Source organism: Pseudomonas sp. NFPP07, from assembly GCF_900115645.1.
Lineage (GTDB): Bacteria > Pseudomonadota > Gammaproteobacteria > Pseudomonadales > Pseudomonadaceae > Aquipseudomonas > Aquipseudomonas chlororaphis.
On the sequence record NZ_FOXG01000001.1, the window covers coordinates 224,387 to 242,269 of the forward strand.

General features: G+C 62.4%; 20 protein-coding genes. 11 read left to right on the forward strand and 9 right to left on the reverse strand.

Annotated features, from left to right (window positions below):
• Positions 1 to 67: 67 nt before the first annotated feature.
• A complete protein-coding gene (locus BM019_RS01000; protein ID WP_092417411.1) occupies positions 68 to 1,900 on the reverse strand; it encodes a long-chain-acyl-CoA synthetase in 1,833 nt (610 codons plus the stop codon).
• A 660-nt stretch (positions 1,901 to 2,560) separates the two neighbouring features.
• Here BM019_RS01000 and BM019_RS01005 point away from each other — a divergent pair.
• Positions 2,561 to 2,839 (forward strand): DUF3509 domain-containing protein, encoded by a 279-nt coding sequence (locus BM019_RS01005; RefSeq protein ID WP_009045039.1) that lies wholly within the window; start codon positions 2,561 to 2,563, stop codon positions 2,837 to 2,839.
• Positions 2,840 to 2,939: 100 nt separating this feature from the next.
• Here the strand turns inward: BM019_RS01005 and mtnC are convergent, their stop codons facing one another.
• The 5 genes from mtnC to aroC form a co-directional block, all read right to left on the reverse strand.
• On the reverse strand, positions 2,940 to 3,623 hold the full coding sequence (mtnC, locus tag BM019_RS01010) for an acireductone synthase (RefSeq protein ID WP_092417412.1): 684 nt from the start codon (positions 3,621 to 3,623) through the stop codon (positions 2,940 to 2,942).
• Between the two features lie 4 nt (positions 3,624 to 3,627).
• Positions 3,628 to 4,173, reverse strand: a complete 546-nt coding sequence (locus BM019_RS01015; protein ID WP_092417413.1) for a 1,2-dihydroxy-3-keto-5-methylthiopentene dioxygenase — start codon at positions 4,171 to 4,173, stop codon at positions 3,628 to 3,630.
• Positions 4,174 to 4,272: 99 nt separating this feature from the next.
• Positions 4,273 to 4,893, reverse strand: a complete 621-nt coding sequence (locus BM019_RS01020) for a methylthioribulose 1-phosphate dehydratase (protein ID WP_092417414.1) — start codon at positions 4,891 to 4,893, stop codon at positions 4,273 to 4,275.
• Positions 4,890 to 6,038: an MFS transporter gene (locus tag BM019_RS01025; protein WP_092417415.1), complete on the reverse strand. Its 1,149-nt coding sequence runs from the start codon at positions 6,036 to 6,038 to the stop codon at positions 4,890 to 4,892. The genes BM019_RS01020 and BM019_RS01025 overlap by 4 nt, the downstream gene beginning before the upstream one ends.
• Before the next feature lie 34 nt (positions 6,039 to 6,072).
• A complete protein-coding gene (aroC, locus tag BM019_RS01030) occupies positions 6,073 to 7,164 on the reverse strand; it encodes a chorismate synthase (RefSeq protein WP_007932265.1) in 1,092 nt (363 codons plus the stop codon).
• Positions 7,165 to 7,305: 141 nt separating this feature from the next.
• Between aroC and BM019_RS01035 the strand changes: the two genes are divergently transcribed.
• Positions 7,306 to 8,259 carry an alpha/beta hydrolase gene (locus tag BM019_RS01035; protein WP_092417416.1) on the forward strand — a complete coding sequence of 318 codons (954 nt, stop codon included), beginning with the start codon at positions 7,306 to 7,308 and terminating at the stop codon, positions 8,257 to 8,259.
• Positions 8,260 to 8,357: 98 nt separating this feature from the next.
• A complete protein-coding gene (locus BM019_RS01040) occupies positions 8,358 to 9,146 on the forward strand; it encodes a hypothetical protein (protein WP_053262215.1) in 789 nt (262 codons plus the stop codon).
• A 52-nt stretch (positions 9,147 to 9,198) separates the two neighbouring features.
• Here BM019_RS01040 and prmB read toward each other — a convergent pair whose 3' ends face one another.
• Positions 9,199 to 10,107, reverse strand: a complete 909-nt coding sequence (prmB, locus tag BM019_RS01045; RefSeq protein WP_023966445.1) for a 50S ribosomal protein L3 N(5)-glutamine methyltransferase — start codon at positions 10,105 to 10,107, stop codon at positions 9,199 to 9,201.
• 237 nt (positions 10,108 to 10,344) lie between these two features.
• Here prmB and BM019_RS01050 point away from each other — a divergent pair, with 237 nt between their 5' ends.
• The 5 genes from BM019_RS01050 to BM019_RS01070 all read left to right on the forward strand — a co-directional run bounded on the left by BM019_RS01050 (position 10,345) and on the right by BM019_RS01070 (position 13,125).
• Positions 10,345 to 10,935 carry a cysteine hydrolase family protein gene (locus tag BM019_RS01050; RefSeq protein WP_009050202.1) on the forward strand — a complete coding sequence of 197 codons (591 nt, stop codon included), beginning with the start codon at positions 10,345 to 10,347 and terminating at the stop codon, positions 10,933 to 10,935.
• A 141-nt stretch (positions 10,936 to 11,076) separates the two neighbouring features.
• Entirely contained in the window at positions 11,077 to 11,397 is a 321-nt protein-coding gene (locus BM019_RS01055; protein WP_007932271.1) for a hypothetical protein, read from the forward strand.
• A 75-nt stretch (positions 11,398 to 11,472) separates the two neighbouring features.
• The gene (locus BM019_RS01060; protein ID WP_085531819.1) at positions 11,473 to 12,030 is read left to right on the forward strand and encodes a Smr/MutS family protein; all 558 of its coding nucleotides are present in this window, start codon (positions 11,473 to 11,475) and stop codon (positions 12,028 to 12,030) included.
• A gap of 77 nt (positions 12,031 to 12,107) precedes the next feature.
• Positions 12,108 to 12,653, forward strand: coding sequence for a GTP cyclohydrolase I FolE (gene folE, locus BM019_RS01065; protein ID WP_003204506.1), 546 nt, complete (start codon positions 12,108 to 12,110; stop codon positions 12,651 to 12,653).
• Between the two features lie 100 nt (positions 12,654 to 12,753).
• Complete coding sequence (locus tag BM019_RS01070) at positions 12,754 to 13,125, forward strand: glutathione S-transferase N-terminal domain-containing protein (protein WP_062825020.1); 372 nt, start codon at positions 12,754 to 12,756, stop codon at positions 13,123 to 13,125.
• Positions 13,126 to 13,207: 82 nt separating this feature from the next.
• On the opposite strand, the gene BM019_RS01075 is transcribed toward BM019_RS01070, so the two are convergent.
• Both BM019_RS01075 and BM019_RS01080 read right to left on the reverse strand, forming a co-directional pair.
• Positions 13,208 to 13,810 carry a glutathione S-transferase family protein gene (locus tag BM019_RS01075; protein ID WP_092417417.1) on the reverse strand — a complete coding sequence of 201 codons (603 nt, stop codon included), beginning with the start codon at positions 13,808 to 13,810 and terminating at the stop codon, positions 13,208 to 13,210.
• A gap of 12 nt (positions 13,811 to 13,822) precedes the next feature.
• Positions 13,823 to 14,989: an aminotransferase-like domain-containing protein gene (locus BM019_RS01080; protein WP_092417418.1), complete on the reverse strand. Its 1,167-nt coding sequence runs from the start codon at positions 14,987 to 14,989 to the stop codon at positions 13,823 to 13,825.
• Positions 14,990 to 15,070: 81 nt separating this feature from the next.
• Between BM019_RS01080 and BM019_RS01085 the strand changes: the two genes are divergently transcribed.
• The 3 genes from BM019_RS01085 (at position 15,071) to BM019_RS01095 (ending at position 17,873) form a co-directional block, all read left to right on the forward strand.
• Positions 15,071 to 15,505, forward strand: a complete 435-nt coding sequence (locus BM019_RS01085) for a MarR family transcriptional regulator (RefSeq protein WP_009045052.1) — start codon at positions 15,071 to 15,073, stop codon at positions 15,503 to 15,505.
• A gap of 328 nt (positions 15,506 to 15,833) precedes the next feature.
• Entirely contained in the window at positions 15,834 to 17,183 is a 1,350-nt protein-coding gene (locus BM019_RS01090; RefSeq protein ID WP_009045053.1) for an NCS2 family permease, read from the forward strand.
• Positions 17,184 to 17,246: 63 nt separating this feature from the next.
• The gene (locus BM019_RS01095; RefSeq protein ID WP_092417419.1) at positions 17,247 to 17,873 is read left to right on the forward strand and encodes a LysE family translocator; all 627 of its coding nucleotides are present in this window, start codon (positions 17,247 to 17,249) and stop codon (positions 17,871 to 17,873) included.
• The last annotated feature ends 10 nt before the right edge of the window (positions 17,874 to 17,883 follow it).

Consider the following 17,883-nt stretch of genomic DNA (forward strand, 5'->3'; position numbering starts at 1 on the left):
CCGCTAGTGTCCCCAAGCGGCTCCTGCCCTGTCATCCCTTTTTTCTCAAGAGCGGCCATAGCCAGAATCAATAACGGTGCCGACCGGCACAAATATCCGCCAGGACCGCCTCCGTCACCCGGACATAGGTCGCCGAACCCGGCAACCAGGCGTACACCGGATCGCCGCCGGTTTTCGACGGGTCGAAGGCTTCTTCCTTGAGCCGGGTCTTCTGGTATTTGAAGGTACCGGTGGTCTCCATCTTCACCTTGACTCGCAGGAACAGCGGCACCGCGTAGCCCGGCAGATGCTCGCGGGCGAACTGCAACAGCTCGGTGAAATCCAGGGTCGCCAGGGACTCGGCCGGGGTGATCGCCGCCATCCCGGCACGACCGTTGGTGTTGTGCACCTCCACGCCATAGGCCACCGCCTCGGCAACCTGCGGATGGCGCAGGAGGATATTCTCCACCTCGGTGGTGGAGACGTTTTCGCCCTTCCAGCGATAGGTATCGCCCAGGCGATCGATGAACTGCGCATGGCCAAAACCGATATCGCGCAGCAGGTCGCCGGTATTGAAGTAACGGTCGCCCTTCTCGAACACGTCGGTGAGGATCACCTTCAGGTTCTTTTCCGGCTCGGTATAGCCGTCCAGCGGCGCCTTGTCGTCGATCTTCGCCAGCAGCAGGCCCTGCCCACCCTTGGCGACCTTCTGCATGAAGCCAGAACCGTTGCGGATCGGCGCGCAGGTGTCGTGGGCATATTCCACCAGCGCCCAGGGCGCCAGGGAAAAACCCACGGTGTTGTCGAAGTTGAGCACGTTGGTAAAGCCGATATTGCCGTCGCTGGCGGCATACAGCTCACAGATGTGCTCGACGCCGAAACGCTGCTTGAACGGCCCCCACACGCCGGGGCGCAGGCCATTGCCGACCATCTTCACCACGCGGTTGTCACGGTCGTGCTCGCTGGCAGGCTGGTCAACCAGGTAACGGCACAGCTCGCCCACGTAACCAATGGTGGTCGCCTTGAACCGGCGGGCGTCTTCCCAGAAACGGCTGGCGCTGAACTTGCGGCGAATGGCGAAGCCCGAGGCGCCGCTGATGGCCGAGCCCCAGCACACGCACAACCCGGTGGCGTGATACAGCGGCAAGGTGCAGTACAGGATGTCGGCCGGCTGCATGTCGAGGGCGATCATGCCGAAGCTGGCCGAGCTGCGCATCCAGCGGCCGTGCTTGAAAATGCCGGCCTTGGGCAGCCCGGTGGTGCCGGAGGTGTAGATATAGAAGCACGGATCGTCGAGGTAGATCCGCGCGGTACTTGGGGGGTTGGACGACTCGCTGGCGGCGCTGGCGGTCATCAGGTCGATGCAACCGGCAGGCGTTGGCCCGGGCGCCACCTCCGGATCGGCGACGAACCAGGTGCGCGCCTCGTCGATGGCGACCTGATCGCGAATCGCCGAGTAGGCATCCAGCAGTTCGCCGCCGACGATCATCGCCACCGGCTTCACCAGGTTCACGCTGTGCACCAGCACACTGCCGGTCTGCGCGGTATTGAGCATGGCGCAGATGCCGCCGAGCTTGGCCACCGCCAGCACGCTTACCAGCAACTCGGGACGGTTCTCGACGAAGATCGCCACCACGTCGCCCTTGCCGATGCCCTGGCTCGCCAGGTAATGGGCGATCCGGTTGGCCCACTGGTTGGCCTGTGCATAACTCAACACCCGGTCGCCGTACAGCAGCGCCGGGCCGTCGGGGTTGCGTTGGGTGGCCTGCTCGAAGGTCCAGCCCAGCCCGCAGGGTTGATCGGCGCGCTTGACGTTGGCTATCTGCATGCCCTTGATGACCCGCGGCAACGCTCGGGCGATGGAGGGCAACTTCCGTAGCATCATGCCCCAGGTGATCATGTCGTGCTGATGAGTGCTCATGACGGCTCCTGTTCGACGCAAAAGGATCCTGCACGGGGCCAGGCCGGGCAGGCGGACAAGGGTCGATGGGGCTATTCAGCTGGGGGCCGAGGGCGGGCCGCCACGGCAAACAGGGGAGAAACAGCGGGCGTGCTATTGGCAGTAACGCAGAGCGTGGCGTTCATGATGACGTCCTATTTTCTTATTATCAGGCGCTCATGATCCAAGGGATCACGACGCATGACTGTCCATGTCGGTGAAACGTCTGATTGACCTGTACAGCCCGGAACATCAGGGTTTGGGCTTGTGCAAAGAGTCTGCGCCAAGCCTGTCGCTGGCAAAAAAATACGTCAGCGCTTCTTGGCCTGTACATGGAGTTTTTGCAAAGTTTTGTATCTCCTCCGCGCCGCCAGGTGCCTCGCGCTTGAGGGCCGGGCTTGCCGGTTGAATCTTTTGCGTGAACCGGCAGTCACAGCGTTACGCCGCAGCCCTTGCCCAGGCCCGCAATCTCGCAAAATGCAGGATGCACGATGGCCATTCATGCAAATTGCACGGACACGCAAACGACGTATTTTTATAACAACATGATTTATAACGATTTTTATAAAAAATTGAGGCTGGCACAATCGCTGCACCTATCACTCCAGGTTTGCCATTCAAGAACCAATGGAGCTGATAGACATGAGCCTGATCCAAGAAAAATTCGCTTCCCTGTTCTCCAACTACGAAGTGACCACTCAGCCACGGCCCGATGGCGGCATCCTGCTGACGCTGCGTAACAGCGAAGGTAAACAGCTCAAGCGCTCGATCTCCTATGCGCAGTTGCATGCGGGCGATCAGTTGTCGTGGGTGATCAGCGCGTTGCGTCGCGACCTGGCCGAACAGGCCAGCGAATTGCCACAGATTTCCCTGCTGCAAAGCCAGAACCGTTTTGCCCTGCCGTCGTATCACTCGCTTTAAATCCGCACCGCTGCGGATTCGCGGTGATCACCGGCAGCTGGATAACAGATAACCCCAATCAGGCCGTGCCAGCCTTGCGCTGACACGGCCTGATTGCTTTTCAGAAACCCTGCGGATCGATATCGGCGAAGCTCGCTACATTCGCATGCCCCGCCAATACCCCGCCTTCGCGCACCAGGCCGCAGGTGGCCAGGCCGGCGGACCGGGCCGCATCCAGCTCCTGGACGATATCGGACAGAAAGAGAATCTGCCCGGGCGCACAGCCGATGGCCTGGGTAATGCGCTGGTAAGACTGCACTTCCCGTTTCGGCCCCGAGGTGGTGTCGAAAAAACCGCTGAACAGCGGCGCCAGGTCCCCGGCAGTGGAGCAACCGAAAATCAGCTTCTGCGCCTGGATCGAGCCCGACGAATAGACATACAGCCGATAGCCGGCCTGGTGCCAGCGCTGCAACGCCGCCACCGCATCCGGGTAGACATGGCCCTTGAGCTGCCCGGCCCTATACCCCTGCTCCCAGACCATGCCTTGCAAGGCCTTGAGTGGCGTGGTCTTGCGATCCTCCGCGATCCAGCCCAGGAGGATCTCGATCACCCGCTCGACGTCCGCCGCCGGCTCGCCGCTTGCCTCGCGCACCGCCTGCAACTGCTCGGCAACGTCGGCCCGGCTGGCGTGCTTGCGCACGAAGTCCGGCAGGTGCCGCGCCGCGTAGGGGAACAGCACCTCGAAGACAAAACTCACCGCGCTGGTGGTGCCTTCGATGTCAGTGAGAATGGCCTTGATCGGCATCCGCTCAATCCTCCAGAAGCGGGAACTGGCTGGCGATATCGGAACCGGTGAAGTTGGCGACCCAACCTTGCGGGTTGTTGAACATGCGGATCGCCACCAGGTACGGGTTCTCGCCCATGTCGAACCAGTGCGCGGTACCGGCCGGCACCGAAAGCAGGTCGTTCTTCTCGCAGAGCACGGCATACACGTAGTCGCCGATGTGCAGATTGAACAGACCGCGGCCGGCGACGAAAAAGCGCACCTCGTCCTCGGCATGCCGGTGTTCGTCGAGGAACTTGGCGCGCAGCTCGGCCTTCTGCGGGTGATCGCCATTGAGGCTGATCACATCGACGGTGATGTAGCCGCGCTCGGTCATCAGGCGGTCGATCTGTTCCTGATAGGCGCCTATCACTTCTTCCTGGCTGGCGCCCGGCTGGATCCTGGTGGCGGCTTGCCAGCGATCGAAACGCACGCCCTGCTCGGCCAGGGTCGCGGCGATATCGTCGAAATGGGTCAGCACCTTGTTCGGCAGGTCCGGGCTGGATACGTGGTAAACGGACAGGCTGCTCATCTTGGCAATTCCTCGTTATCGGCAGTGCCTTGCGGATTTTTCCAGGCCGGTCAGGCAGTGCATATCATCAGGCGCTGGCTGCTTCAGTCGAAGCAAGCCTTAACGGTTTAACAGGGCGCGAGTCTGCAACTCGCACTCGAACAGAAACTCGAAGGCCTCGATCTGGCGCTGCGCATCACTCATGCGCGCGCCCCAGGTGTAGAGGCCATGACCGCGAATCAGGTAGCCGACGCAATCGGCATGGGCGTCGAGCCAGGGCTGGATCTTGGTCGCCAGCCGGGCGATGTCCTGGTCGTTGTCGAAAATCGGCACACGCACCCGCGACTTGTGGCTGGCAATGCCGGCAAAGGCCTTTTGCAACTCGTAACCCTCGAACTCGATGAAGTCCTCGGCGGTCAGGCGTGACAGCACCGTGGCATTCACCGAGTGGGTATGCAACACGGCGCCGATCTGCGGGTTCCAGCGGTACAGCTGGGTGTGCAGCAGGGTTTCGGCCGAGGGCTTTTTGCCCGGTTCCAGGCTGTTGCCCGACAAGTCGGTGGCCAGCACGTCATCCAGGCCCAACTGGCCTTTGTGCTTGCCCGAAACCGTGAGCAATAGCGCGCTCGGCGACAGGCGCGTGGAATAGTTGCTGCTGGTGGCCGGGGACCAGCCGCGGGCATACAGAAAGCGTCCGACCTCGATGATGTCCTGTGCCAGCTGTTCGCGGGTAAGGCTCATGGCCTCTCCTCTTGCATACGTGTGGCAATGATAACGGCTGCCGCCAGCGCTGCGAGGCTTGCAATACTAAAGGTCAATGTCGCGCCCAGGGCGTTCCAGCTGTAGCCGGAATACAGCGCGCCCAATGCGCCGCCGGTGCCGGCCAGGGCCGCGTACAGGGCCTGGCCCTGGCCTTGCTGGCGGTCGCCGAAGCTGCGTTGCACGAAATGAATGGCCGCGGCATGAAAGCTGCCGAAGGTCGCGGCATGCAGCACCTGGGCAAACAACAATACCCACAGGTGTTCGGCAAAGGCGCCCAGCAGCAACCAGCGCAGGGCCGTCAGCAGGAAACTCGCCAGCAGCACCCGGCGTACCGAAAACCGCGAGAGAATCCAGCTCATCGCCAGGAACATCAAGACTTCGGCGACCACCCCCAGCGCCCACAACAGGCCGATCAAGCCGCGGCTGTAGCCCAGGTGTTCCAGGTGCAGGGTCAGGAAGGTGTAGTAAGGACCGTGGCTCATTTGCATCAGCGCCACGCAGGCATAGAAGGCCAGGACGCCGGGGCTGCGCAGCTGGCCAAGAAAGCCCCCGGTGGCCAAGCGGCTGCCCTGTGCCGCAGGCTGGGCGTTGGGCACCCAGGCGCTGCTGAGCACGATGCCGGCCATGATCAGCACCAGCGCCGCCGGGTAGATGTCCAGGCTCAACCACTCGAACAATCGCCCCAGCGCCACCACCGTGAGGATGAAACCGATCGAGCCCCACAGGCGGATCTGGCTGTAGCGAGCGGTCTGGCCTTGCAGGTGCGCCAGGGTGATCACTTCGAATTGCGGCAATACCGCGTGCCAGAAGAACGCATGCAGGGCCATGACCATCGCCAGCCAGGCGTAGCTCTTGCTGACGAAAATCAGCGAAAAGCTCAGCAGCGTGCAGATCGCGCCAAAACGCACGATGGCCAGGCGCCGGCCGGTGTAGTCGCCAAGCCAACCCCAGAGGTTCGGCGCCACGCAGCGCATCAGCATGGGAATCGCCACCAGCTCGCCGATGCGCGCGCTGGAAAACCCCAGGTGATCGAAATACAGCGCCAGAAACGGCGCGGTCGACCCCAGCAAGGCGAAATAGAACAGGTAGAAACTGGAGAGCCGCCAGTACGGGATCGCCGCCACGGCCGTCAGACCGTGGCGACTGGCAGAGACGCCATTACAACTGGCCCAGCACCGGCGTGCTGACGCGCACGTCGGCATTCTGGCCACGATGACGCAGCAGGTGATCCATCAGCACGATGGCCATCATGGCTTCGGCGATCGGCGTGGCGCGGATGCCCACGCACGGGTCGTGACGGCCCTTGGTGATGACGTCCACCGGGTTGCCATCGATGTCGATCGAGCGGCCCGGTGTGGTGATGCTGGAGGTCGGCTTGAGCGCCAGGTGCGCGACGATCGGCTGGCCGGAGGAAATCCCGCCCAGGATGCCGCCGGCGTTGTTGCTGAGAAAACCTTGCGGGGTCAGCTCGTCGCGATGCTCGGTGCCACGCTGGGCGACGCTGGCGAAACCGGCGCCGATTTCCACGCCCTTGACCGCGTTGATGCTCATCAGCGCATGGGCTAGCTCGGCGTCCAGGCGGTCGAAGATCGGCTCGCCCAGGCCCGGCATCACGCCCTCGGCGACCACGGTGATCTTGGCGCCCACCGAGTCCTGATCGCGACGCAGCTGGTCCATGTAGGCTTCCAGCTCCGGCACCTTGTCCGGGTCGGGGCTGAAGAAGGCGTTGTCTTCCACCGAGTCCCAGGTCTTGAACGGGATTTCGATCGGGCCCAGCTGGCTCATGTAGCCACGCACCACGATGCCCTGGCTGGCCAGGTACTTCTTGGCGATGGCCCCCGCCGCCACGCGCATGGCGGTTTCCCGCGCCGAGCTGCGACCGCCGCCGCGGTAGTCGCGGATGCCGTATTTGTGGTGGTAGGTGTAATCGGCGTGGGCCGGGCGGAACAGGTCCTTGATCGCCGAGTAGTCCTTGGACTTCTGGTCGGTGTTGCGGATCAGCAGGCCGATGGAGCAGCCGGTGGTCTTGCCCTCGAACACGCCGGAGAGGATTTCGACTTCATCGGCTTCCTGGCGCTGGGTCGTGTGGCGGCTGGTGCCGGGCTTGCGCCGGTCCAGGTCGCGCTGCAGATCGTCCAGCGACAGCTCAAGACCCGGTGGGCAGCCGTCGACAATGGCGACCAACGCCGGACCATGGCTTTCGCCCGCGGTGGTGACAGTGAACAGCTTGCCGTAGGTATTGCCGGACATGCAGGACGCTCCATGAAATCAGCCGAAATAACTCAATCTGGATTACTGAGCCGGGAAGTATACGCAGGCTCCCCAACTAGTTCATCCTCGAACCTTATCCGTGTCCGGAAGTCCAACCGGCACCTTCTCCATGATGGCGTGATGATGCTGCGAGTTCTTCTCTTGAGCCTTACCCTGTTCACCGGCCTGGTCCAGGCGGCCGTACTGCAACGTCCCATCAGCCTCGACACCGGCACTGGCGAGTTATACGGCTCGCTGCTGCTGCCCAAGTCCGACGCCCCGGTGCCGGTGGTCCTGATCGTCTCCGGCTCCGGCCCCACCGACCGCAACGGCAACAACCCCGATGGCGGGCGCAACGACAGCCTCAAGCGCCTGGCCTGGGTGCTGGCCAAGCACAACATCGCCAGCGTGCGCTACGACAAGCGCGGGGTGGCCGCCAGCCTCGCCGCCACCCCGGACGAGCGCAACCTGACCCTCGACGCCTACGTCGCCGACGCCGTGGCCTGGGGCAAGAAGCTCAAGAGCGACCCGCGCCTGGGCCCGTTAATCATGCTCGGCCACAGCGAAGGCGCGCTGATCGCCACCCTGGCCGCGCCCCAGGTCGATGCGGCGGCGGTGATCTCCATCTCCGGCACCGCTCGCCCGGTGGACCAGGTGCTGCGCCAGCAACTGAGCTACCGCCTGCCAGCGCCGCTGATGCTGCGCAGCAACGAACTGCTCGACAGCCTCAAGGCCGGCCGGGTCGACACTGACGTGCCGCCGCAGCTGGAAGTGATCTTCCGCCCCAGCGTGCAGCCGTACCTGATCACCCTGTTCAGGCAAGACCCGGCCGCCGCGTTCGCCCGCCTGAAAATGCCGGCGCTGATCGTCCAGGGCAGTAATGACATCCAGGTCGGTGTCGGCGATGCGCAGATGCTCAAGGCCGCCAAGCCGGACGCCCAACTGGCGCTGATCGAAGGCATGAACCATGTCCTGCGTATCGTGCCCAACGACGTCAAGCGGCAACTGGCCTCCTACAAGGATCCGCAACTGCCCCTGGCCTCGGAACTCGGCACCCGCATCATCAGCTTTATTGACGGACTTCACGCCCGTTGACGCGTTTTCCCCTCCAGTCCTGAAAAAAACGGCCGATAAGCCTTTGCCGGCCGTTCACTTGCCGTCGGCAAGTAGCGCTTGGACAGGATCTCGCCGTTATGACCGATACCCAGAACCCTCCCGAAACCGAGGTTGAAAACCCCGCTCCCGAAGCCGTGGCGTTGCCGTGGGCGGACGTCCATGCCGAGCATCACCGGATGCTTCGCCTGGCCCCGCTGCAAACCGATCGCGCCACGGGTGGACGGCCCCTGCGCTTTATCGAGTTCGGTTATGCCGAGCGCAGCAACAAGGAACACAGCCTGTTGCGCATGACTCTCCAACTGCCGGGCCAACGGGTGCGCAAGGAACAGAATCACCTGGATGTCTGGGTCGACCACACGACTCGACGGGTACGCTTCGAACCGGAAAACCTGCAGATCGAACCGGCGAACCGCGGCATCGGCCGCTTTCTGCTGGCGCAGGGGGCAAGCTGGGCCCAGAAGAAATGGCCGCACTACCGCGTGGACGGTTTCGAACTGGCGAACAAGGATGCGCTGAACGAGGCCACGCGCCTGCGGCGCGATCATTTCCTGCGGGTCCAGGGCTTCGATGTGGTTTACGCCGATGCCCAGCATCTCAAGGGCAGCGTCAAGCATGTACAGGTCGGTGAACTGCTGCCCAACTGGAACACCGAAAAGCTGCAATTCGTCGAGATCCTCGAAGCCGCGCAAATGCTGCAGCAGGCCGAGCAGAACCTCGAAGAACAGGAAGTGAAACTGCGCAAGCACGAAGAAAAGGTCGCCAAATACAAGCGCGAAGACACCGGGCTGCGCTTTACCATCACCTGCCTGGTGGCGTTTGCGGTGTTCCAGGCCGGGTTGCTGATCTGGATCGCGACCCACCGCTGACAACAAAAAGCCCGCCGATTGGCGGGCTTTTTTGTGGTGCTTCGCTGGTTGCTCAGACCCGGGAGCTGAACAGTGCCTGGTGCTGTCGGCACTGCTCGGCGGTGAGCATGAACACGCCATGACCGCCGCGCTCGAAGTCCAGCCAGGCGAAATCGACTTCCGGGTACAGGGCTTCGACATGGACCTGGCTGTTGCCGACCTCGACGATCAACAGCCCCTTCTCGGTCAAATGATCCGCCGCCTCGGCCAGCATGCGCCGCACCAGATTCAAGCCATCGTCGCCACAGGCCAGGCCCAGCTCCGGTTCATGCTGGTACTCCTCGGGCATGTCGGCGAAATCCTCGGCATCCACATACGGCGGGTTCGACACGATCAGGTCGAAACGCTGGCCCGGCAAGCCGTCGAAACCGTCGCCCTGCACCGTGAACACCCGCTCATCGACACCATGGCGCTCGATGTTCTGGTTCGCCACCTCGAGGGCTTCGAACGACAGGTCGGCCAGCACCACTTCGGCATGGCGGAACTCGTAGGCGCAGGCAATGCCGATGCAGCCGGAACCGGTGCACAGGTCGAGAATGCGCGCGGGTTCGGCGCCCAGCCAGGGCTCGAAACGTTTTTCGATCAGCTCGCCAATCGGCGAACGCGGGATCAGCACCCGCTCATCGACAATGAACGACAGGCCGCAGAACCAGGCCTCGCCTAGCAGGTAGGCGGTCGGTACGCGTTCTTCGATGCGACGCTTGAGCAGGCGCTGCAGGTTGACCAGTTCGTCGTCTTCCAGTGCGCAGTCCAGATAGCTGTCGGCGATTTCCCACGGCAGGTGCAAGGCACCCAGTACCAATTGGCGGGCTTCGTCCCAGGCGTTGTCGGTCCCATGGCCGAAAAACAGATCCTCCCCATGAAAGCGGCTGACAGCCCAACGGATGTGGTCGCGCAGGGTGCGCAGGCGGGAAGTGATCACGGGACAGACTCCTGAAAAAACGACTGGCGATTCTAACAGCCAAAACGTCTGAGGACGACGCATGAAAAATCTGAGTCTGCGGGGCGCTCGGGCGCTTTTCCCCGCATTCGACCCGATTCTCCATAGCCCTTGACACGGCTGTAGGCCAGCAACCACGCACCTTACGTTAGTAGCGATTCACAGAAGCGCTCCGCCAGAGGACAATGTCGCAAAAGCCCCACTCACAGGAGCCCCAGAATGTCCGTTCCAAAGACGATGTTTCAACTCAGCGGTCGTGGTTATGCAGCGGCTAATTTGAGCCACGCGACCCTTGTGATCATCGACGCCCAGAAAGAGTACCTCAGCGGTCCCCTGGCCCTGTCCGGCATGGACGCTGCGGTCGCCAACATCAAGCAACTGGTCGCTGCCGCCCGCTCCGCCGGCCGCCCGGTTGTGCATGTGCGCCACCTCGGCACCGTCGGCGGCCTGTTCGACCCCCAGGGCGAGCGCGGTGAGTTCATCCCCGGCCTCGAACCCCAGGGTGACGAGACCATCATCGGCAAGCTGTTGCCGAGCGCCTTCCATGGCACCGAACTGGAAAAGCGCCTGCAGGACCTGGGCTCCCTGGACCTGATCGTCTGCGGTTTCATGAGCCATTCCAGTGTCAGCACCACCGTGCGCGCGGCGAAGAACCTGGGCTTTCGTTGCACCCTGGTGGAAGACGCCTGCGCCACTCGCGACCTGCCCTACAAGGGCGGCATCCTCAGCGCCGAGCACGTACAGCAGACCGAAATGGCCATCATGGCGGACAACTTCGCCACCCTCGCCCTGACCAAAGATCTGATCTGATCGACCTGCAATGAGCGGCGCGCCTTCAGGGGCAAGGCCGCTCATCCGTAAAAGCCTCTCATTTGCCGTAATTGCCTTAGCCTCAGGAACCACCCGGTCATCTTTCGGTCGAAGGGCCGATACCCATTGAGGAAGGTCGGAATGAAGATATCCGATGGTTTTGACGCACGTCGTCTGCGGCCCAAAGGCCCGCGGAACTGGCGTTTGCGCCTGGGCGCGGGATTCTCCGCGTTGCTGGCGACCTTCGGTGTGCTGCTGGCGATGGCCGGGGCCGCCAGCCTGTTGGGGCGCCCTCCGGCGCTGGGCGAATTGAATGCAAGTCCGGCGGGTTCCGCGGTGATTCTAGCGGTCGGTCTGTTACTGCTGTATGTCGGCGTCTGGCTGTGGCGTCGCTGCCGGCGGCGCATGCGCCAGCCGCAGACCCTGAACATGGCTCCCCACCTGATGAAAAAACATGACTGAATCGACGGCAACACGTTTTGTCCCGCCCCTCTCCCGTCGAGTTGGGTAAACTGCTCGGTCTTCGCGGAGGCTGACATGCAAGACGACGATTTTTCCCTGTTCAAAAGCGCGATCCAAGGCGTCAAGCCGATCAAGCACGATCGCGCCGAAACCGGCAAACCCAAGGCTGACCGGGCGCAGATCGCCAAGCTGCGCCAGGCTGCCAGCGTGCGCACCGAAACCACGACCGTCGACGGGCTGTCCGATCAGTTCGTGATCGACGTCGGCCCGGAAGACGATCTGATGTGGGCTCGCGACGGGGTTCAGGAAAGCCAGATGCGCAAGCTCAAGGTCGGCCAGATCCCTTTCGAGGGCAGCCTCGACCTGCACGGCATGAACGTGGAAAAGGCCCGGGAAACCCTCTGGGCATTCCTCGCCGAAGCCACCAAGTTCGAAATCCGCTGCGTGCGCGTCACCCACGGCAAGGCCGTGCGCCTGGACGGCAAGCGGCCGATGATCAAGAGCCACGTCAACACCTGGCTGCGCCAGCATCCCCAGGTGCTCGGCTTCACCTCGTGCCAGGCCAAACATGGCGGTGCCGGGGCGGTCTACGTGATGCTCAAACGCACCATGATGGAAGGCCGCGACGAGTAAAGCCGCTTCGTCGCGCTTGCAGCGCCCGGTCCGCCACCGTACCCTTGCCCTTTGCGTAAAATCCCACAGGTAGTTTCATGTCCCTGGAACAGAATTACACGGCGATCCTCGGCCAATTGGGCGAAGACGTCTCCCGCGAGGGCCTGCTCGACACGCCAAAACGTGCCGCCAAAGCCATGCAGTACCTCTGCCGCGGTTATGAACAAACGCTGGAAGAAGTCACCAACGGTGCCTTGTTCAGCTCCGATAACAGCGAAATGGTGCTGGTCAAGGACATCGAGCTCTACTCGCTGTGCGAGCACCATCTGCTGCCTTTCATCGGCAAGGCTCACGTCGCCTACATTCCGAGTGGCAAGGTGCTGGGCCTGTCGAAAGTCGCGCGCATCGTCGACATGTACGCGCGCCGCCTGCAGATCCAGGAAAACCTCAGCCGCCAGATCGCCGACGCGGTCCAGCAAGTGACCGGCGCCCTGGGCGTCGCGGTGGTGATCGAGGCCAAGCACATGTGCATGATGATGCGCGGTGTGGAGAAGCAGAACTCGTCGATGATCACTTCGGTGATGCTGGGCGAGTTCCGCGAAAACGCGGCAACCCGCAGCGAGTTTCTCAGCCTGATCAAGTAAACGGCTGCCCGAAAGAACCGGCGTTCATCGCCGGTTTTTTTTCGCCTGGCAAAAATCAGGTAAGCTGCCGCCCCTTCTTTCATGGGCAAGAGGCAATATCGTGATCGTCAAAGCGCTTCGAGTCGGCCTGGGCCAGCTCATCATCTTCATCGACTTCATCACCCGCCCACGCAAGCAGCAGCGCCCCGCCGCCGCTCAAGCCCAGGTCGAACAGGCCGCCAAGGGCCTGACCCTGTACCAGTTCCACGCCTGCCCGTTCTGCGTGAAAACCCGCCGCACCCTGCACCGCCTGAACGTTCCGGTGGCCCTGCGTGACGCGAAAAACAACGAGCAGGATCGCCAGACCCTGCTGGAGCAAGGCGGCAAGATCAAGGTGCCGTGCCTGCGTATCGAAGAAAACGGCCAGACCACCTGGATGTACGAGTCCAAGGTGATCATCGATTATCTGGACAAGCGTTTCTCCGCCGCCTGAAACGCGCAATCGCCGGCTGGCCCACAAGCGCCAGACCATAAAAAACCGACCCAAGGGTCGGTTTTTTGTTTTCCGCACCAGCTCAGTCGAGCATCCCGACATGCCGCGGATGGCTTTCCACCCGCTGCATCCACGCCTGGATTCCCGGGTAACGCGCCAGGTCGAAGCCACCTTCATGGGCGACATGGGTGTAGGCATAGAGCGCGATATCGGCAATCGAATACTGCTCGCCCACCAGATACGGCGTTCGCGCCAACTGGTGTTCCATCACATCCAGGGCCTTGTAACCACGCTTTTGCAGCTTCTCGTATTCGTGCTGGCGTTCTTGCGGCAGCCCCAGATAGAGCTGGATGAAACGTGCCACGGCGATGTACGGCTCATGGCTGTATTGCTCGAAAAACTGCCATTGCAGCACTTGCGTGCGTAAACGCGGCTCGCTCGGCAGGAATTCGCTGCCGTCGGCGAGAAAGTTGAGAATCGCATTCGACTCCCACAGGCAGGTGCCGTCTTCCAGCTCCAGCACCGGGATCTTGCCGTTGGGGTTCTTTGCCAGAAACGCCTCGGTCTGCGTGTCCCCGTTCAAGATGTCCACTGCGTGCCACTCGTAAGGCTGACCGAGCAGATTGAGCATCAGCTTGACCTTGTAGCAGTTGCCGGACCGGTAATCCCCATAAACCTTGTACATGGCCCTCTCCCCTTAGGCTGCCTGTGCAGCCTGTGCTTGACGTACCACGGTGGCCAGCCGCTTGAGACCTTCGTCCAGACGCGCCGGATCGATATGACTGAAATTCAACCGCAGGTGACCTGGATTGCGGTCCGGCTCGGAGAAGAAGGGTTCGCCCGGCATGAATGCCACGTCCTGCTCCAGCGCCGCTTTCAGCAAAGTGCGGGTGTCCAGCGGCTGTTTCAAGGTCAACCAGAAAAACAGCCCGCCCTGGGGCACCTGCCAATCGGCCAGATCGCCGAAATGACGTTGCAGGGCGGCCTGAAAACCGTCGCGGCGCACCCGGTAGAAATCGCGCAATTCGCCCAGGTGCTGCTGGTACTGCTCAGTACCTATCCATTGCAGCGCCTGCCATTGGCCGACGCGGTTGGTGTGCAGGTCCGCCGATTGCTTCAACCGCAGCAAATGGGGAAACAGATCCGGGCTGGCGATCAGGTAACCGACCCGCAACCCTGGCAGCAGGGTCTTCGACACAGTGCCGGTGTAGATCCAGCTGGCCTTGCGCAGGCGCCCGACAATAGGCGTGGCGTTGCCGCCATCGAACGTCAGTTCGCGGTAAGGCTCGTCTTCGATCAGGGTCACTCCGAACTCATCGAGCAACGCCGCCACGGCATCGCGTTTGGCTTCGCTGTAGCGCACCGCCGAAGGATTCTGGAAGGTCGGGATCAGGTAGATGAACGCGGGACGATGCTGCTCCAGGCGGGCGCGCAATTGCGCCAGATCCGGCCCATCGGCCTGAAGCGGCACGGTCAGGCAATCGGCACCGAACAGCTGGAAGATCTGCAATGCCGCCAGGTAGGTCGGCGCTTCCAGCATGATCTCGGTGCCCTTGTCGATGTACAGCTTGGCCGCCAGATCGAGGGTCTGCTGGGAGCCGCTGACCACCAGCACCTGGCTGGCCGCGCACGGCACGCCCAGCGCCCGGGCCTGTGCCGCCAGCGCCTCGCGCAGCTGTGGCTCGCCTTCACTCATGCCGTATTGCCCCATGGACACCGGCATCGCCTGCCAATCGGTCTTCGGCAGCATCGCTTCGGCGGGCAGGCCTCCGGCGAACGACATCACTTCCGGACGCTGCGCGGCGGCAAGGATTTCACGGATCAGTGAGCTTTTAAGACGCGAAACACGTTCGGAGAAGGCCATGAGGTCACCCGTAGCAAAGGCGGAGGAAAATACGTCAAACTGCTTGACCGAAATTACGCCGACTTTCGCAGATACGTCAATATGCTTGACCTTAAAAACCAGACCACCCAACAAGCCGCCATGGAAGCCTTCTTCTTTGGTTACCAGGCGTTCACCGCCAAGGCCGACGAAATGCTCGAGCGTCGCGGCCTGAGTCGCGTGCACCAGCGCATCGTGTTTTTCATCGCCCGCTATCCGGGGCTGAGCGTGAAAGAACTGCTCACGGCGCTGGGCGTGAGCAAGCAGGCGCTGAATATCCCGCTGCGCCAATTGATGGAGATGCACCTGGTCAACAGCGTTGCCTCGCAGAGTGACAAGCGCAAACGCCTGCTGGAGCTGACGGAAGACGGCGCACGCTTTGAGCAATCGCTGCGGCGCGAGCAGGTCAAGCTGCTGCAACGGGTATTCGCCGAGGCCGGCGAGGCGGCAGTGGATGGCTGGCTGGCGGTAAACAAGGCTCTGGGCGACAACCGCTGACACCCCAGCCCGCGAGCACGCAGCGGTCGTCAACCTGCATACCCGATGCTTCTGCAGGACCGCGTCAGCCCCATTACGACCGCTGCGCGCTCGATCGCAGGATGCGCCAGCAGCTACAGGCCATATAGCCTTTCTGGCGAACTTTTCGCACACAACCTAAAAAACATTATTTGCTTTCTTTGTATACAAAAGCATAATTCGCCACGTGCGAGTTCCTGACCTAAAGGTCAATAAAAGCCCGCAAGCCTTACATGCCTCAAAGAGCCGCTGCCCACCCTCACGTGCCCGGCTCTGGAAAAAATAATAAAACTCTTGAGGAGTACTCGCTGTGGAAAGCCGCAAATCCGAAGCCCCTACGCTGGAACTCTCGCCGCCGCTGAACAGTGGCTGGCTGGAGCGCATCTTCAAACTCAGGTTGCATGGCACCACGGTGAAGACCGAGTTGATCGCCGGTCTGACGACCTTCATCACCATGGCCTACATCATCTTCGTCAACCCCAACATCATGGCCGACGCCGGCATCGACCACGGCGCGGCCTTCGTCGCCACCTGCATCGCCGCGGCCCTGGGTTGCCTGTTGATGGGGCTGTATGCCAACTGGCCGGTAGGCCTGGCGCCCGGCATGGGGCTGAACGCCTTTTTCACCTACACCGTGGTCGGAACCATGGGTTACAACTGGGAAACCGCCCTCGGTGCGGTGTTCGTCTCCGGCGTGCTGTTCATGTTCCTGACCTTCTCGCGGATCCGCGAATGGCTGCTCAACAGCATTCCGGCCAGCCTGCGCTTCGCCATGGGCGCCGGCGTGGGTTTGTTCCTGGGGCTGATCGGCTTGAAGACCGCGGGCATCGTGGTCGATAGCCCGGCCACCCTGATCAAGCTCGGCTCCCTGCGCGAACCCGGCCCGCTGCTGGCGGCGGTCTGCTTCCTGATGATTGCCGTGCTCAGCTATCACCGGGTATTCGGCGCTATCCTCATCAGCATCATCACCGTGACCCTGGCCGGCTGGGGCCTGGGCCTGGTGCACTACGAGGGCATCATGTCGGCCCCGCCGAGCCTGGCACCGACCTGGATGGCCATGGATGTGGCCGGGGTGTTCAACGTCAGCATGATCAGCGTGGTGCTGGCGTTCCTTTTCGTGCACATGTTCGATACCGCCGGCACTCTGATGGGCGTGGCCCAGCGCGCCGGCCTGGTCAACCCCGACGGCAAGATCGAGAACCTCTCCCGTGCCCTGAAGGCGGACAGCGCCTCCAGCGTATTCGGTGCGGTGGTCGGCGTTCCGCCCGTGACCAGCTACGTGGAAAGTGCCGCGGGCGTCGCCGCAGGTGGTCGGACTGGTCTTACCGCAGTGACCGTAGGTGTGCTATTTATCGCAGCCATGTTTTTCGCACCGCTGGCTGGCATGATCCCCGCTTATGCCACCGCCGGCGCGCTGATTTATGTGGCGATGCTGATGATGGGCGGCATGGCCCACATCGATTGGGAAGAGGCCACCGACAGCATCCCGGCGATCGTGACCGCCATCATGATGCCGCTGACCTTCTCGGTCGCCGACGGTATCGCCCTGGGCTTCATCACCTACGTGGCCTTGAAGGCCGGGACGGGCAAGTACAAGGAAATTTCCATCAGCCTGTGGGTGCTGTGCGCGATCTTTATCGCCAAGTTCATTTTCTTGTAGGTACATCGGTTTCAAACGGCCTCACCCCGTCGGGTGAGGCTTTTGCGCATAAGGAGAAAGGCAATGAGCGTGGAAACCTGGCTGCTGTTCAGCGGCGCGGCACTGGTGGTGATCCTGATTCCGGGCCCGCTGTCCCTGCTGATGATCAGCAACAGTCTGAATTACGGTTTGCGCCGGTCCTACCCGGCGTTTCTCGGCGGTGTGTTTGCCTCGATCTGCCTGCTGAGCGCCTCGGCCCTGGGCCTGGGCGCCCTGCTGCTGGCCTCGGAACAGCTGTTCAGCGCCCTGAAAATCGTCGGCGCGCTGTACCTGTTCTATCTCGCCTGGCAAAGCTGGCAGCAATCGCGGCAGCCGTCTCATGGCGCCGAAGTGCCCGAGGCCGCACCAAAACCACGCTTTCGCGCACTGTTCGGGCGCGCTTTTGTGCTGGGTGCCAGCAACCCGAAAGACATTCTGTTCTTCGCCGCGTTTCTGCCGCAGTTTCTCAGTACCGAGCAGCCCTTCCTGCCACAGTTGCTGATCATGATCGCCACCTGGACCGTGCTCGACCTGCTGTGCAAGCTGGCTTATGGCCTGGGCGCCCACGGGGCGGCGCGCTACCTGCGCAGCGGCAAGGGCCAGAGCTGGTTCAACCGGGTCAGCGCCGGGCTGTTCAGCGGCGCCGGTGCCGCGTCGCTGTTGAGCCGCTGAAAGCATCGCG